The organism is Pseudovibrio sp. Ad46 (assembly GCF_001623065.1).
In the GTDB taxonomy this organism is placed as follows: domain Bacteria; phylum Pseudomonadota; class Alphaproteobacteria; order Rhizobiales; family Stappiaceae; genus Pseudovibrio.
This window is the reverse complement of the sequence record NZ_LMCG01000005.1, coordinates 536103-552157: the sequence shown is the minus strand read 5'-3', so window position 1 is coordinate 552157 and position 16055 is coordinate 536103. Positions and strand designations below refer to the sequence as shown.

Sequence of the window (16055 nt, the reverse complement as noted above, 5' to 3'; positions counted from 1 at the left end):
CTTTGGTGTTCTGAAAAACGTAAACTAAGTCAGCTATTCCGTAACAGCGTCTTGTTACCAAGACACTCGCGAATAACCGCCGTCCACGTTTCTCTTTCTTCTTCCGTATTCAATTGTCAATGAACAGGGCTTTCACCCACACTCAAAAGAGTAAATCACTCACCAACTCAATCATTTCCGATCGAGCCTGAGCGATCAATCCTTTCGAGGAACTCAAGAGCGCATCGTGCCTTCGCCGGCAGCGCCGTCGCTCTCGATGAGCTGGGTTATAGGCCTGAGCCCTCCAACCGTCAACCTGAAAACGACAAAAAAACCCAAAAACATCACCCACCTATGTGTAAAACATACCTAATCCGCAGAAACGCGCCGTTTCGATTCCACACCATCCCTGTGGGAGATAAATCTATCTAATCAATCTCCCCCAACGAGAGGTTAAAGGGCGCCTTATTTCCCCGTAATCACACCAGCCATTCTCCATGCTCCAACTCCCGGCCACCAAAGACTCAGGGAGAACATTACAGGAATAGACCGCGATCAAATCAGGCTGCACTCTCTCAGAACGCTGGCAAGCAGACTTCGGAGCAATCCGCGTTCTTTGAAAACTGAATAATGAATGAGGGTGTATGGTGGTCGTGGCACAGGCTGTAGCACCTGAACTCGCCGAGATGACCGCTATGCGATGAGAGACGCCCAATGGAAAGCCCCGCCATTGCGTTCGTTTGCGTGATTTTGCGCGAAACAGCGTTTTTATGCGCTCAAATGTTCAAGACAGCAATAAAACAGCACGTTTGAGAAGATGGAGGACTAAGAACGGCATCAGCAAACCCCTCCTGCTCCGGCCAAATGAGAGACAGGACTTATCCTCCCTCAATCAAATCTTATAAACGCAAACCAAAAAACTATCCCCGCAAAGGAGGCCCTACTGCTTATAGAAATGGCGGAAAAATTCTGCGAGATGATTTTAGTTGCTTCTTATCAGCTGGCTTCATGGGGAGTTTAACATGCTCTCAAATCCCGGCACCTTGGATTTTCAGTTGAGCTATGTTCTGGCCGGAACATTGGAGGTCCCTATGAAGACCATTATACTCGCTGCGACCACACTGCTTTTTGCAGGCTTAGCTCTTCCTTCTGCTCAGGCCGGACAATGTCCTCCTGGCCAGGAAGGTTCAGCCATTGACGATAGCGCTCCAACGGAAAACTATTTGGTAGAGACTGAAGAACTTGATGCTATTGATCTTGGCAAAGAGAAGGTCAACATCCCTAATCATAACCTTCGTATGCGGACCATCACGGTTCAACCGGGAGGACACGTTCTTTTACATGGTCATGAAAATCGACCGGCTCTGGCACTGGTCACAGAAGGCGAGTTTGTTGAGTATAGTAATGAGTGCGGTGTGCCGGTCATTCATAAGCTTGGTGAAGTGATCAACGAAAACTCTGAGGTGCAGCATTGGGTCAAAAATAAAGGTGACACGCCAGCTGTTCTGACGGTCACCGATATTGTGGACTTAACCGATACTCAGCAGGGAAACTTTAAGTAGCTTCAGTTTCCAGCTCAGGTTCAACTTCGCGCAGGTTGAGGTGGATGCCTGCCATAGCGCAGCGGGCTGAGCCGCCTGCTTGTTCAATGGTATCCAGCTTCAACTGAACAATCTTGGTGCTCTGCTCAATCAGATCGATCTGATCCTGATGTAAAGAAGAGTATGCTCCCTCGGACATAGCAAGAAGCAAGCCTTCTGTTTTGCTATGCAACTCAATGGAACGTCCTGCACAGGCTTCAATTTGCTCGTTGTTCAACTGAACAACCTGACGTCCAGACTGCTCTAAACGGCGAAGGATCTCTGCTTTTATTGCAGGATCAGTGATCAAGTCTGATCCAATCAATGCGGTGCCAGTGCCAATGCAAAGAATTTCATTGGTGTGAGTAACAGGCTTGCCATCAGTGTGTTGCGCCTGAAAAATCACTGGCTCATATTTGAAATGATCACAGAACTGTTCCAGAGCCTGCTGATTTGCATGACTTGACGGGACTGCATATACAACGCGCTCAACGTTATCGAACACCATTGCGCCCGTTCCTTCGAGGAACTGCTGCTCATCTTCCAGCTCTGAAAAATCAACTACATCCTGAACGCGGTATTCGGATTTAAGAAGCTCGATTACATCACTACGACGTTCTTTTCGACGGCTCTCCGCCTGCATTGGGTAGATGGTGACATAACCGCCTGCATGCGTTGACAGCCAATTGTTCAGAAAAACAGAGTGTGGTGTGTCACGAGACTTATCTTCGAACAGATGAACATCAACACCATGCCTACTCAACTCATCTGCTGCGGCTGAAATCTCAACATATGCCTGTTCTGCAAAATCGATGTCTTTTTGAGATTCACCAATAAGACTGCGAGAACTGCTCTGAGCTGCATCTTTGCTTGTGCTGAAAAACAAAGGGCGGATCATAACAACGGCAGATGGAGCCTGAACGGATCGGAGAGTAGGTCTGTGGTTCGTCATTGGTTCTGCTTCTTTTTGATGAGTTACACAGTGCACCATTCATAGGGCGCAGATTATTTTTGGGAGGATTGGAAGCGGTTTTCATTTTTGATTGGCGATTTCGCTTCTTCTTACCGGGGCTCATCTCCTCCTGATGGCTCGCGGCTTGTTTTCTGAACTGGTCTTTCAGAAAGTACGCACTAAAAAATATACAAAATTGTGTAAATATTGAGGCATTACTCAAAAAGCATCGCAGAGACAGCATAGTAAAACCGAGAAATACGTAGATTTATACTATTATTATCATCACGTTACAGAAAACATTAGCTGAGTTTGGGAGAATTACGAACTAGACGATTTTCATGCGATCATGATGATGAAACTCAATGAGAAGCCAGCCTCAACTCGTATAAGGCGTGGTAGAAATTGATAGAAAAACATTTGAACCGGATAAGAACATGCATGCGCTGATCGTCTATTGCCATCCAAACTCTGAAAGTTTCAGCAAGGCTGTCCTTGAACAGGTGGTAGAGACACTCAGGCTTCACGACGTCAGCCTGGATCTCATTGATCTTTATGAGGAGGGTTTTCAGCCAGTTTTAACCAAGGGCGAGCTGGATAGCTATTTGGATACCTCCCTCAACCAGCAAGGTCTTGAGCACCACATTGACGCGTTGCAGCGCTGCGACACGCTTATCTTCATTTATCCAACCTGGTGGTATGGCTTGCCTGCCATGATCAAAGGATGGCTTGATCGCGTGCTGGTGCCGGGTGTTGCTTTTAAGCTGACTGAAGAGGGCGCGATCAAACCAAATTTGCAGAACATTAAGAAACTTGTCGTTTTTACCACTTGTGGTGCGCCAAGATGGCTTAGTTTTCTTATGGGCACGCCCGGCAAGAAAACCGTTTTGCGCGGCGTGCGTGTGCTTTGCAACCCATGGGTAAAAACCAGATACGCTGCCCATTACAACATGGACAGCTCTACTGAAACCTCAAGGCTTCGCCATTTAAAGGTGATTGATCGAAAAACCCGAAGCCTTTGCAAAGCTTAGCCCCTTCTCTCAGGCCAAACTGAAATGGTCTGCGGAAAGCGACTGACTCTAGAGGTGTCTGCCATGTTTCCTCGACGCTATTGGATGGATTTTAAAACCACAGACTTTGAGAATATTGATGCTCAAAGGACGATTGCGATTTTGCCGACAGCTGCTGTTGAGCAACATGGTCCCCATCTCCCGCTTGGCGTGGACACATACATTAATGAGGGTATGCTAGAGACCTTGTGCGCTCGTGCACCGGAAACGCTGGACTTCCGTATTTTGCCTTTACAATGCATTGGGAAGTCTGATGAGCATATTCATGCGCCGGGGACACTGTCGCTAAGAGCCGACACAGCGGCAAAACATTGGATTGACATTGGCACTTCGGTTGCGGCCTGTGGCATCCGGAAAATGATCATTGCCAACTCTCATGGTGGGAACCTGGACTTGATCGGCATTGTCGCGCGGGAGCTTCGCATTCGCTGCAAGATGTTGGTTGGCAAATGTCATTGGTCCAGCTTTGGAGCACCAAACGGGCTATTTAGCGAGGAAGAACTGAAGTTTGGGCTGCATGGAGGCGATGAGGAAACTTCGTTAATGCTGCATTTTCGGGCAGACCTTGTTGACATGTTGCATGCACAAGACTTCCGCTCAACAGCTCAAGATCTTGATGAGAATGCCCGGCTGGGGCCAACCGGGCTCCCTTCTTATGGCTGGATTGCTTCTGATTTGAACCCGCATGGGACAGTGGGAAATGCTGCAAATGCAAGTTCAGAGAAAGGGCGTTTGACCGCCGAGCATCAAGTGGATGGCTTTATTGAGTTTTTACAAGAGACAGCGGATTTCGACATCAATCGGTTTGATTAGTGTTTCTTGTTGCTAGCTTTGGCGAAACTCTTTGAAGCAACCAGGAGAACCTGTTTTAATTGGTTTTAGTTAGTACTGTATGTGGAGTTGAGCAATGCAATTTCTAAAAGTGATTTCAGTTTTATTGCTCACACTTTTCAGTACGCCAAGCATCAGTTTTGCAGCAGACAGTCTCAGCCTTTCAGGCGGGCAACAATGGCTTGTTTTTGCCAGCAAACAGGATGCAACCGAAGCTGTGCAGCTGGCGGAAAGTTTTCAGGAAGCTCTGCAAGGGACACCCTATCAGGATAAAGTGCGGGTGGTTCGCTCAGAAAACGGCTGGTTTGGTGTGGTTGTTGGCCCTGTAAACTTTAAAAATCTGCAACTGGCACGCCAGCAGATTTCGATTGATTTGCCTGAGGATGCTTATCTGTCTCACGGGCGCCGCTCCTTGGAGACTGTCTGGCCCGCCAGAAACTTGCGTTTTGGAGAGTTTGAAGCGCAGAACCATTTTTCTCTGAAACTCGAAAAGCTGCGTGTTGACGCAGGCCTCATCACGGAACAGACTGACCCGAATGATGAATTCTCAAAGAATTCAAAGGTGCAGGTTGTTGGATGGACCGGGCAGAATAAAGTGTTCTCGTTTGAGACGGAGCCAAGTTATTTTCCTCAGTACGGCCAGAGCGTTGAAGTTATTCGCCTTGCCAGTGAGACTGAGTTTCCTCAGGTCGTGATCAAGCGGTTTACGGGTGGGGCGCATTGCTGTGTGGAGCAACAGATCATCACGCAAAATCGAGAGGGAAGCTGGGTGATGGTTCAGGGTGCGGTGTTGGATGGTGGATATGGCTATAGCTTTGAGGACTTGAATGGTGACGGCACACTTGAGCTTGTGAGTGCGGACAACAGCTTCTTTTATCTTTTCGCACCATACGCAGGCAGTTTTGCGCCGCTTTACATTGAAAAGCTCTACTACGACGAAATCACCGATGTGAATATGGACCCAGTCTATCAGCCCGCTTTTCGTAAAGAACTGGCCTATCTCGAGGAGTTAGCTGGCTCTGAGAAGTCGCTTTGGGGCGAGAATGGTTTCCTTGCAGGTTGGGCAGCTCTTCGGGCGCGGTTGGGAGACGGGATGGAGGCTGTCGCACAAGCCACAGAGAAAAGCCGGGGTGATCAAGAGGATTTCCGGAAGTATGCCTGCCCGGATGGAGCGCCAAGTTCAGAGTGCGATTACGAGAATGCAGTTGCCTTGCCGTTTCCAGTCGGTTTGACCGTACATTTGATAGAAAGAGGCTATTTGCCAGTTCAGCCGCTTCGTTAGGAAATGGCTCATACACGTGCCAAGATCTATCTCTTTGTTCGCACGCGTATTCCTGCCCAGAGGCCGGAACACCTTTTGGGAAAACGATCCAGCAAAAGCTATCTGAGAGCAACTCCCGGCCACATGGCTTCAACGCGGCGGAGTTTATAGAGGAAGTGCTCTTCGTCGCAGTATCCGGTATTGCGCTCCATCTTCATCGAAAAAACGCCAGACAAACCGAACGGTGCCAGAACGGTGAAGGTTCCGTTGGTCTCTAAGCGGACGCCGAGCGCATAGGTTTGGACGGGATCGCGTACCAAAGCTTCTGCAGTGCATGTGACTGGTGTTCCATTGCTCATCCGCTCACTGTCATGATGAATGACATGTCCCGCTTGATTGGACAGGTGCACCTGATATGGCCCAGCGCTCAGGATCTGACGGATATGGCGCAGGTAGGTGGCTTCTTTTTCGAGGGCTTGCTCTGATGGATCATAGTAGGTGATGTAGAGCTGGTGATTGCCAGCCATGGCGGGCTTGCCCTTCAACGCAGTCCAAAGAGGCCATGCGATGGAGGGGCCGGAGATGCACCAGTCCGGCAGGCGGAGGGATCTGATGCCCTTCATTGCGGAAATCAGATGCGCGTTGGAGCGCAGGACCAGCTCAAGTAACCGCTTGCGATCCTCCTCACTGGTGAGTTGAGGGTCCGCGAGCGTTGCCTGATCCAGGTACTCCAAGTTGGCATTGGCCAAAGCTAAGTGACGCACTAATTTTGGCATAGCCCTGATGACGCCTGCACCGGTTCATTTCAGAGTATCGGGTGATCAAACCGGATCACTGGTGATGCTCTGACACTTCATGTTTATGCATATCCTGATCCAAAGACTGGAACCCATGCCTCGGGGAGATGCTCTACTCTTTCTAACTACTAAAAGATTCCAATGAGATAATCCATTGGTGGGTTGGGCCTTGGTAAACAATGTTGAGGATCAATTGCAGGTCGCTTGTTGTTATGGCTCGGTTCGTTATCTCAATTCTTACAAGTGGTTGGCGTGCAAAAGCCCGCTTTTGAGATCGAAAAGCGGGCTTTTGGGTAGGCGGATAAAATTTGGGGGCAGCCTACCAAGGGATGATTGTTAGTTCCGGCCAGTGTTCTGTGAGACGGTTGGCTTTGCGGGTGAAGGTTTCTTCGTTGGGCAGGACTTTGTTTGGGAGCATCTGCATTTGGAAGATGGGTTCCAGTCCGAAGGGGGCTTCGATCTGCAGGCGGTCATCGTCGTGCAGGCGGGCGGCGACGGAGTGGGTTGTTGAAGCGTAGTAGAGGAGAGACTCCAGCGAGCAGCCTAGTTTGGGGTAGTCCATGCCGAAGTGCTTGGGGAACCAGAGGTGCACGCGGGCCTGATTGCGGATTTCAACTGGAAGCCCCAGCGGTTCGCAAGCTTTGGCGAGGCTGGTGATCACACGGTCTTCGGCCTCGTAGGACGTGTCAGCCTCATCATGGTAGATCAGGTCGTAGTCTTTGATGCCGTGTCCGGCCTCCCTGCCCGTCAGTGCGTTCCAGACACTTTGGTAGATTGCGCCTGACGCGAGCCAGGCATCTGGCAACCGGGCGTCACGCAGGGTCTTCAGCAGATCATAGAGCACGGTTGAGCGGATGACCTCTTCGATAAAGTACACGCGCCCCTGCTCACCTGCGCCATGGTGAACAGGGGAAACACGTGATGGCAAGGAGGTGATCTTCTCCTTGAGAGTTGAATGGCCGGATGAGGCGAAGGTCGTGAAAACTGACATGGACACGATTTTCATTTGAAAGAGATCAAGCTGTGAAGACTGCCGTAACGACTCGCCTGCAAAAACCAGAACTAAAAGTGAATTAACTTAGTACATAACAGGAACATTATGATAATCCACCCACCAGATCAATCCATGTAAATTTGGGGCTTGGCGACCTGTGAGAATTGACAGGTAGATTCGCATAGGATTTGTGCGGGGCACTTTGAAACTATGAAGATGTGGATAGTGGGAAGTACCTAGCTGCGTACTTTTCGCAATGTTACGCAGCGCATTTCACCCGAAGGGCTAGTTCCCATAACTACGTATTTGTGCGAGATGCTCGAAAGCATCAGTTTTTCCTTGAGATTTGGTGGCATTGGGCAGTAAACCGGTGTCGCGCAGCCTTTCGACCACACGGAGCATGAAGATGACCGAGACCCGCCTGACCATTAGACGGCCTGATGACTGGCACCTGCACTTACGTGATGGCGAGATGCTGAAGGCCGTTCTGCCGTCAACTTCTGCAAACTTTGGCCGCGCGATCATCATGCCTAATCTGGTCCCACCTGTTGTCACCAGCAAGGATGCTGCCGGGTATCGGGATCGCATTCTGGCAGCCATGCCAGAGGGGCACGACTTCACGCCCCTCATGACGCTTTATCTCACGGAGACCACCGATGCGGATGATCTGGAGCAGGCAGCCAAGTCTGGTCTGGTGACTGCGGTGAAGCTTTATCCTGCTGGCGCGACAACCAACTCACAAAGTGGTGTGCGCGACTTTGATAAGGTGGCGGGTGTTCTGGAACGCATGGCCGAGATCGGTTTGCCGCTTCTGGTGCATGGTGAGGTCACAACGTCTGACGTGGACATCTTTGACCGTGAAGCAGTGTTCATTGAGACTGTGCTGGACCCGATCCGCCGCAAGTTCCCTAAGCTGAAAGTGGTGATGGAGCACATCACCACGGAAGAAGGTGTCAACTATGCCAAGTCTGGTGGTGACAATCTGGCGGCGACGATCACGACGCACCACCTGATCATCAACCGGAATGACATTCTGGTCGGCGGCATCAAGCCTCACTTCTATTGCCTGCCTGTGGCGAAGCGTGAGAAACACCGCCTTGCGCTGCGTGCTGCGGCCACTTCTGGCGATGCCCGTTTCTTCCTTGGAACAGACAGCGCCCCGCACCTTGACCAGAACAAGCTGTGTGAGTGTGGCTGTGCTGGCATCTTCTCCGCACCAAATACCATGAGCTGTCTGGCACATGTGTTTGAGCAGGAAGGCGCGCTCGACAAGCTTGAGGCATTTGCCTCTCTCAATGGCCCGACGTTTTATGGCATGGCGCCAAACGAGGCGACCATTGACCTGGTTAAGGCCGATGAAAAGGTCAGTTACCCGCCGAGTATTCCAACACCGGACGGGCCGGTGACCCTCTTCAATCCGGGATTTGATATATTCTGGAAGGTTGAGACCTAAAGATGAGTTTCAATGCAGTTTGCACCTAATATGGCCGGGGCAAGCTGCTTTTTTTTGACGTGAATGCGTGCGGTGCCAGCTCCCTGTCATCCCACGCATTCCAGATCTTTGTTTTCGCGCGTATTCTTATCCGAAAACCGGAACCACTTTTCGGGAATACGCTCCAAACCACCTACTGTGACTTGAGGGACAGCGATGTTTTCCAATTCTTTTCCTGACCGCGAAGTGATGGCGGAACTGACCGCAAAAATGCTCATGGAAATCAAGGCGGTGAACTTCCGTCCAGAAGAGCCCTACATTCTGGCATCCGGTCTTGCGAGCCCGGTTTACATCGACTGCCGTAAACTGATCTCCTACCCGCGCATTCGTGGCACACTGATGGAGTTTGCCGTGGCAACCCTGCTGCGTGATGCGGGCTTTGAGAAGTTTGATGCGATCGCAGGCGGTGAGACGGCTGGTATTCCGTTTGCTGCGTGGATTGCAGATAAGATGGCACTGCCAATGCAGTATGTGCGCAAGAAGCCAAAGGGTTATGGCCGTGATGCGCAGATCGAAGGTGATATTCACGAAGGTCAGAACGTTCTGCTGGTGGAAGACCTGACCACCGATGGCGGGTCCAAGATCAAATTCTGCGAGGCACTGCGCAAGGCGGGTGCTGAAGTGACCGACACGCTGGTGGTGTTCTACTACGACATCTTCCCGGAAACGAAAGGCAAACTGGCAGAGCATGGCGTAAACCTGCACTACCTTGCAACATGGCACGACATCCTGCACGTTTGCCGCACAAACGATTACTTCTCAGCTGAGAAGGTGAGTGAAGTTGAGAAGTTCCTCAATAATCCGCTGGAATGGTCCGCAGCCAACGGCGGTGTCGGCGAACTGCCGCTCTAAGCGATGCTTTAGGCTGACACATTGGTTTCATGAAAACGCAGGGCTTTGGCTCTGCGTTTTTAGTTGGCAGGCTTAGCCGTATTAACAACTCTAATTCAGTTTCAAAGCCTCAGCCATCTAAACCATGCAACAATCGGCACCCTCACCGCGTCGCAAATTCAGATTTTCTAATGCCGGAGCGCCACCCTTCAAGAATGGCTGTTACATTGTGTTCTGTTGATGCTGTATTTCTGATCTCAAGATCGTAAATACGATCAACATGGACTGAATGGAAATCTTGCTCTGCACTCCCGATGGATCGGTCTCCTCTGGCGATTTCACGTTGCTTCAACGCTTCTAAATCACAATGCAAACCAACAAAGTAGACATCAAACGGCTGAAACAGCTCTTTTAGCTCCGGAAGCCAATCAGGATTGTCGAAAATATGCTCCATAATCAGATTATTGCCAGCATGGGCATACGCAGCTAGTGATGCATGAAAGCCTTCAAAGAATGCTTTTCTCAGGTTAGACCAATTAAAATCCCCATTTTTGAAGCGTTTCGTCGGCAGTACTCCCCCATCCCGCAGATGATCAATTGAAATATGCCAGAACGGCAGCTCAATCGCGTTTTGCAGCGCAACTGCAGTGGTTGACTTTCCGCTACTTGAGGGACCGTGCAGAATAATAATTTGCCCGTTCATATTGGTATTCCATAAAAAATCAAAAGCTTAGAAATGCGGACTGATCTCATAAATCCAGAGAGCCCGTGGATGGCGAGTCAGCCAACCAAAATCATTGCACACTTAAATCTGATACCAAACCAACCATAGTTTTTTACCCACCTGCGCTGCTTTGCCACAAAAGCAACATGAACCAAAAGCATATGAAAAACAGCAAAGTTTATGATAATTACGCAGATGTAGCTTTTATGAGGTGAAGACCTCGCGGGTACTCGGGTTCAGCTTAGGAATTATTTTGTGACGGGCTTCAACAAAGTCTGCAAAACCTGCGCGCTGAAGCATGGGGGTGTGCTTTCGTGAACATCTTCACACCGGGAACACCAATACAAGAGCACATAGGCAATTTGGGCAGGGCGCAGGGAAACAATAATGCACGTAATCAGACACCTTATGGTGCCAGCACTGCTGAGTACTGGACTGGTCTTTTCTGTTCCTGTTTATGCGCAGGATGCCGCGGCCCCTCAGCCCAAGCCGGCGTTGCAGGTTGCCCAAGATCAGCAATCCTATTGGTTTCCTGAGACTGACCTTAAACTGCATCCCAGAATAATCTCTCGTCAGCTGCCCAATGGTATGCGGTATTTACTGGTTCAGAGCCAATCCCCCAAGAACCAGATTGAGGTTCGTATGGCGGTTGATGCTGGCTCCTCTTTGGAAAAAGGGTCAGAACCAGGTGCTGCCCATTATCTGGAACATATGGCGTTTAACGGTTCTACCAATGTGCCGGAAGGCGAGATGGTGGCCTTGCTGGAGCGCGCAGGGCTGGCCTTTGGCGCAGGCACCAATGCTGCGACCACGTTGAATAACACCACATATCGTCTCTCTCTGCCTTCAGCAGATGCGGAGTTGCTGGACACTGCGCTGTTTATTATGCGTGAGACAGCAAGTGAACTGACGCTCTCAACAAGTGCGATTGACCGTGAGCGCGGTGTTGTCGCCTCTGAAGTGCGCGGCAATTACGGTCCGGACTATGATGCGCTGGTTGCCAGATTTGATTACCTTTATCCGGGCATTAAACAGCGCACCTTGCTGCCGGTTGGCACAATGGATGGCATTGATGCCGTTGACCAGGCAACCCTGCGCGATTTTTACGAGAGCTACTACACACCCGGTCGGACCACAGTGGTTGTGACTGGCGATATTGATGTTGAAGCAACAGAAGCTGCCATTCAAAAGCACTTTACGGATTGGGAGCGCCCTGCGAATGCAGAACAGCTGGACAGCGAAGAGCCGGATTTTGGGAGATTGAAGGTTGCTGAGGCTCCGCGTGCTGCGCTTTTTGTAGAACCGTCTTTGCCTACCGTGTTGAGCATCTATCTCGTCAAACCTTCTCAAGAGCTGATTGATAATCAGCAGAACCGTATTCAGAACACGCTGCGCAGGATCGGGATCAGTATTTTGAAAGAGCGGCTGCGCGATGCAGCCCTTGCCTCTCACGATACTATGGTCACTGCCGGCACGGATTATTACAGCGAAGACTTTGCCGACACCGTTGTTGCCAGCGCGACCGTTGCCACCAACAAGTGGCAGGACGGTTTTGCTTTGCTGGAGCAGAAACTGCGGCAAACACTGGCTTATGGCGTGACACAGGAAGAAGTTGACCGGCAGTTGGTGAACCGGCTCAACTCACTGGAAGTTGCGGTGAAAGCGGAAGAGACTATTCCAAACCGTGCAATCGCCAATGTTCTCGTGCGCGATGTGCTCAATGAGAGCGTCACCACATCCTCTGCCGATGATCTGGCCTTCTTCCAGAAACACTTTTCTGATCTGAAAGCGCGGCAAGTCTCAAAGACACTGCTTGAGCTTTGGGAAGGCGCAAAACCAAACCTGTTTATGACGACTGCCGAGGCCTTTCCAAATGCTGAAGAGACCATTCTTTCCGTGTTTGAAGAAAGCCAGAAGCAGCCAGTTGCTGCCTTTGAAGCCAAGTCGTTGACCAGCTTTGACTATGAAAGCTTTGGCCCCAAAGGCAAAGTTGCCCAGCAGACAATCAGCAGTTTTGGGCAGATCCGCTCTTACACTTTTGAAAACGGCGTGGTGCTGAACTTTAAGCAGACTGACTTTGACAAGGGTAAGGTGTTTGTCTCCCTGCGCACGGGTCGCGGTATTGAAGATCTGCCTGCAGATAAAGATGGTTTGGCTGGCTTCTTCCAGAGTGCCTTTATTGTTGGCGGTCTTGGCAAGTACTCGGTTGCTGATCTGGACAAGGTACTTTCTGGTACTCAGGTTGGCGTTGGTCTTTCCTTTGGCGAAGATGGTATTTCCGGGCAATACGGAACAACGCCGGACGATCTGAAGCTGCAATTGCAGGTGGTCGCGGCGTATCTGACAGATCCGGCATATCGTCCTGAGGGGCAAGCGTTTTACCAAAAGAGCCTGAAAGAGACCTACAAGAACTCCCGCAGTTCTGCTGAAGCTGTTCGTGGCCGCGAGTTCTCCCGCATTTTGCATAGCGGCGACAAACGCTGGGGTGCAGGAAGTGAAGAAGCTTTGCTGGAGCGGAACTATGAGGAGCTGAAGCCAATCATCTCCCGCATCGCTCAAAAGGGCCCGATCGAGATTGGTATTGTAGGCGACCTTGAGGTTCAGACCGCTCTGGATGCGGTTGCCGAGACTTTCGGCGCTTTGCAGCAATCCTTTGAGGCTCCAAAGCATAGCTACGCAACTGGTATTGAGTTTCCTGAGGCGCAGGCTGTATCTTTGACCCATGAGGGCGACAGTGACGCGGCGCTTTTGCAGCATTATTGGAAAACCAGCGATGATGCAGATGCAACGCAGAGCTATACGCTGCAGTTGTTGCAGGGCGTCATAGAGCTTCGCCTGCGTGATAAACTGCGTGAGGCTATGGGCGCGACTTACAGCCCTTATGCGTTCAGCATGAACTCCAATACAATCAAAGGGTTTGGCTACATTGGAATGTCCAGCAAGTTGAAACTGGATGATGTGGATGCGGCGGAGACTGTTTATCAGGATATCGTCAAAGAGCTGCAGGTGAAGGGCAACATCACAGCGGATGAGTTGCTGCGTGCGCGCCAGCCTATTCTGGAAGCCATGAACAATGCCGAACACAGCAATGGATTGTGGTTTGAACTGGCAAGTCAGGCTATAAGCTATCCTGAGGCAATTCAGCGCTATCAGAATTACACGACAATTCTGGAGCAGATCACCCCGGACGATCTGGTCGTGGCAGCATCAGATTTTCTGGTGCCAGACCGGAATGTGACGCTGAAGATTCTGCCGCAATAAGGCGAACTGAAAAACGCAGGGTTTGGGCCCTGCGTTTTTGCTTGAGGTGTTTTAAGAGACCTGCTGGCGATACTGGATGACTGGCAGGCCGCCAATGCCCCAGTCTTCAAGAGCAACCTCATCAATCACCACAAAGGTCGTGCTTGGCTTTTTGTTGAGCACGCGGGACAGAAGCTCTGTTACGCCTTGGATCAACTCGGCTTTTTCGTCTGCGGTTGGGCCTTTGCCATCCGGTCCACCTTCCCTGGTGATCTTGATGTTTACATATGGCATCAGCTTGCCTCCGGCTTTGCGATGTAGGTGAAGATCTTGGTCATGATCCGCCAACCGTGCTGGTCTTTGGTCAGAGTGAGGAAGTCCAGATACTCGCGGTTCATCATGGTCATTGAGGCTTTGACGAAAGCCATTTGAGAGCCACCGAATTCCATAGAGTGGATGCGGTCCTGTCGCGGCTCCCCTTTGCTTGCGGGCGGGATACGGCGATCCACCATTTCGAAGTACTCGCTCAGGGACTTATGCATGTAGTCCCCTTCGATCATGTTGACGTAGCGCGCATCGGGGTGGAATACCTCAGCCAGAGCCTTGGTATCGGCGTGATAGAGGCCGTCAAAATAGCCTGTCATCACTTTCTGAACTTCTGCAATGGCTTGTGGGTTGCTCATCAGATCAGGCCTTCAGCTTTCATTGCTGCCTGTGCCGATGGGCGCTGGCTTGTGCGCTGGACAAAGGCAGCGAGGGACGGCCAGTTGATCAGATCGACGCCGACGAAATTCGACCAGTTGCAGACGACGAAAAGATAAGCATCTGCAACAGAGAACTCCGCGCCCAGGAGATAGGCTCTGCCGTCACTGAACAGAGCCTCCAGATAGTTGAACTTGGCGGCAACGTTCTTTGCGGCCTTTTCCTTGTCCTGTGTGGTTGCTGATGCGGTGAAGAACGGGGTGAATGCTTTATGGAGTTCTGAGCTGGTGAAGTTCAGGTACTCCTGCAAACGCGTACGGGCAACGGTTCCAGCTGCTGGAGCAAGCCCGTGTTGCGGGTGATTGTCTGCTAGGTATTGGAGGATTGCAGCGCCTTCGGTGAGCACTTCTCCTGAAGCCAGTTGGAGGGCCGGAACATAGCCTTTCGGGTTGATGGTTTTGAAATCTACGCCCGTGCTGGTCTTCCCTGCATCTGTGTCTACGCTGTCGATCTCGTAGGTGGCTGCGATCTCATTCAGCGTGATGTGTGTTGCCAGGGAACATGCGCCGGGTTTGTAAAACAGTTTCATTGGAAGCTCTTTCCTCAAGGTGTTTGTTATCAGGCTTTGAGGAAGTAATGCCTCTCATGATTAATTGATAATATTGAATATTCACGATAATGATTAGAAATTCAGATCATGTTGGATGAACGTATTTTATGACTTATGAGCAGCTGGTTGTTTTGCATGCGATTGTGACAGAAGGAACTTTTCGCGGTGCGGCGGATCGCTTGCACAAGTCTCAGTCCGCCATCAGCCACATGCTCAAGAAGTTAGAGGCCGAGATTGATATGGTTCTGCTGTCCAGAGAGGCGTATCGGCCTAAACTGACGCCTGCGGGAGAGGTCTTTTACCGGCAAGCCATCCGCGTGATGCAGCAGATGAATGAGCTGGGTAGTCTGGCGAAAACGCTGAATGCAATACAGGAGGCTGAAGTCTCGCTGGCGATTGCGGCAACGTTGCCGTTACAGCGCGTTCTTGAGGTTATTGGCCATGTGCGGGCGAAGTTCCCGGCAACCCATATTCACCTGTCCCGCGAGAGTATGAGTGGCCCGATTGAACGGCTGCTCCATGACCGGGCTGATATTATTATCGCCAGCATGGATGGTGTGCCCGTTGAACAGGTGGAAGCGGTGTCATTTGCGGATGTAACCATCCTGCCTGTTGCGCACCCCGCGTTTGAACCTGCGCAGAGTAAGCATATGAAAACCATAGCTGAAATGCAGACATATACGCAGATTATCGTGGCAGACAGCGGCAGCGGGGCCCTCAGCCAAAGCCGGGATTTGTTGCCAGGTGGCTTGCGTTGGACGGTGACGGACTTTGCCGCCAAGAAGGAGATCCTGCAGGCCAAACTCGGTTGGGGCGGCATTCCCAAACATATGATCATCGAGGAACTGGCCCGTGGTGAACTGGTTCAGTTGAACGTTGAAGGCTTCCAGCCACGCCAGTCCCGCCTGTTTCAGATCCGCAAGCGCGACAGAGACGTTGGCGTTGTCGCGCAAGCCATCTGGGATGACCTGATGGGAACCGAGGGCTGAGCA

The 16055-nt window shown here is 50.9% G+C and carries 15 protein-coding genes; 8 read left to right on the top strand and 7 right to left on the bottom strand.

All coding sequences use genetic code 11. From position 1 onward, the window contains the following. The first annotated feature begins 1001 nt into the window (after window positions 1-1001). Window positions 1002-1541 (top strand): cupin domain-containing protein, encoded by a 540-nt coding sequence (locus PsAD46_RS04140; RefSeq protein WP_063306175.1) that lies wholly within the window; start codon window positions 1002-1004, stop codon window positions 1539-1541. Here PsAD46_RS04140 and PsAD46_RS04135 read toward each other — a convergent pair. Continuing rightward, window positions 1534-2457, bottom strand: coding sequence for an arginine deiminase-related protein (locus tag PsAD46_RS04135; protein WP_063306174.1), 924 nt, complete (start codon window positions 2455-2457; stop codon window positions 1534-1536). The two genes, PsAD46_RS04140 and PsAD46_RS04135, sit on opposite strands and share 8 nt — an antisense overlap. 491 nt (window positions 2458-2948) lie before the next feature. Here PsAD46_RS04135 and PsAD46_RS04130 point away from each other — a divergent pair, with 491 nt between their 5' ends. The 3 genes from PsAD46_RS04130 to PsAD46_RS04120 all read left to right on the top strand — a co-directional run bounded on the left by PsAD46_RS04130 (window position 2949) and on the right by PsAD46_RS04120 (window position 5694). Then, the gene (locus PsAD46_RS04130) at window positions 2949-3542 is read left to right on the top strand and encodes an NAD(P)H-dependent oxidoreductase (RefSeq protein ID WP_208981657.1); all 594 of its coding nucleotides are present in this window, start codon (window positions 2949-2951) and stop codon (window positions 3540-3542) included. Window positions 3543-3605: 63 nt separating this feature from the next. Further along, window positions 3606-4394, top strand: coding sequence for a creatininase family protein (locus tag PsAD46_RS04125; RefSeq protein ID WP_084404326.1), 789 nt, complete (start codon window positions 3606-3608; stop codon window positions 4392-4394). Window positions 4395-4488: 94 nt separating this feature from the next. After that, entirely contained in the window at window positions 4489-5694 is a 1206-nt protein-coding gene (locus PsAD46_RS04120) for a hypothetical protein (RefSeq protein WP_063306173.1), read from the top strand. 98 nt (window positions 5695-5792) lie between these two features. Here PsAD46_RS04120 and PsAD46_RS04115 read toward each other — a convergent pair whose 3' ends face one another. Together PsAD46_RS04115 and PsAD46_RS04110 are read right to left on the bottom strand one after the other, a co-directional pair. After that, complete coding sequence (locus PsAD46_RS04115; protein WP_208981656.1) at window positions 5793-6449, bottom strand: nucleotidyltransferase family protein; 657 nt, start codon at window positions 6447-6449, stop codon at window positions 5793-5795. Window positions 6450-6789: 340 nt separating this feature from the next. Beyond that, the gene (locus PsAD46_RS04110; protein WP_208981655.1) at window positions 6790-7461 is read right to left on the bottom strand and encodes a nucleotidyltransferase family protein; all 672 of its coding nucleotides are present in this window, start codon (window positions 7459-7461) and stop codon (window positions 6790-6792) included. Window positions 7462-7870: 409 nt separating this feature from the next. Between PsAD46_RS04110 and pyrC the strand changes: the two genes are divergently transcribed. Both pyrC and PsAD46_RS04100 read left to right on the top strand, forming a co-directional pair. Next, window positions 7871-8917: a dihydroorotase gene (pyrC, locus tag PsAD46_RS04105; protein WP_063306171.1), complete on the top strand. Its 1047-nt coding sequence runs from the start codon at window positions 7871-7873 to the stop codon at window positions 8915-8917. A gap of 195 nt (window positions 8918-9112) precedes the next feature. Continuing rightward, window positions 9113-9808 carry an orotate phosphoribosyltransferase gene (locus PsAD46_RS04100; RefSeq protein WP_063306170.1) on the top strand — a complete coding sequence of 232 codons (696 nt, stop codon included), beginning with the start codon at window positions 9113-9115 and terminating at the stop codon, window positions 9806-9808. 142 nt (window positions 9809-9950) lie between these two features. On the opposite strand, the gene PsAD46_RS04095 is transcribed toward PsAD46_RS04100, so the two are convergent. Continuing rightward, the gene (locus PsAD46_RS04095; RefSeq protein ID WP_063306169.1) at window positions 9951-10490 is read right to left on the bottom strand and encodes an AAA family ATPase; all 540 of its coding nucleotides are present in this window, start codon (window positions 10488-10490) and stop codon (window positions 9951-9953) included. Window positions 10491-10898: 408 nt separating this feature from the next. Between PsAD46_RS04095 and PsAD46_RS04090 the strand changes: the two genes are divergently transcribed. Beyond that, complete coding sequence (locus PsAD46_RS04090) at window positions 10899-13772, top strand: M16 family metallopeptidase (protein ID WP_063306168.1); 2874 nt, start codon at window positions 10899-10901, stop codon at window positions 13770-13772. A 51-nt stretch (window positions 13773-13823) separates the two neighbouring features. Here PsAD46_RS04090 and PsAD46_RS04085 read toward each other — a convergent pair whose 3' ends face one another. The 3 genes from PsAD46_RS04085 to gstA are packed head-to-tail and all read right to left on the bottom strand — an operon-like array spanning window position 13824 to window position 15042. After that, complete coding sequence (locus tag PsAD46_RS04085) at window positions 13824-14045, bottom strand: 4-oxalocrotonate tautomerase family protein (RefSeq protein ID WP_057461730.1); 222 nt, start codon at window positions 14043-14045, stop codon at window positions 13824-13826. Beyond that, window positions 14045-14434 carry a nuclear transport factor 2 family protein gene (locus PsAD46_RS04080; RefSeq protein ID WP_057461729.1) on the bottom strand — a complete coding sequence of 130 codons (390 nt, stop codon included), beginning with the start codon at window positions 14432-14434 and terminating at the stop codon, window positions 14045-14047. Before PsAD46_RS04080 ends, PsAD46_RS04085 begins: the two co-directional genes overlap by 1 nt. Then, on the bottom strand, window positions 14434-15042 hold the full coding sequence (gstA, locus tag PsAD46_RS04075; protein WP_063294123.1) for a glutathione transferase GstA: 609 nt from the start codon (window positions 15040-15042) through the stop codon (window positions 14434-14436). The genes PsAD46_RS04080 and gstA overlap by 1 nt, the downstream gene beginning before the upstream one ends. 128 nt (window positions 15043-15170) lie before the next feature. Here gstA and PsAD46_RS04070 point away from each other — a divergent pair, with 128 nt between their 5' ends. Then, entirely contained in the window at window positions 15171-16052 is an 882-nt protein-coding gene (locus tag PsAD46_RS04070) for a LysR family transcriptional regulator (RefSeq protein WP_063306167.1), read from the top strand. The last annotated feature ends 3 nt before the right edge of the window (window positions 16053-16055 follow it).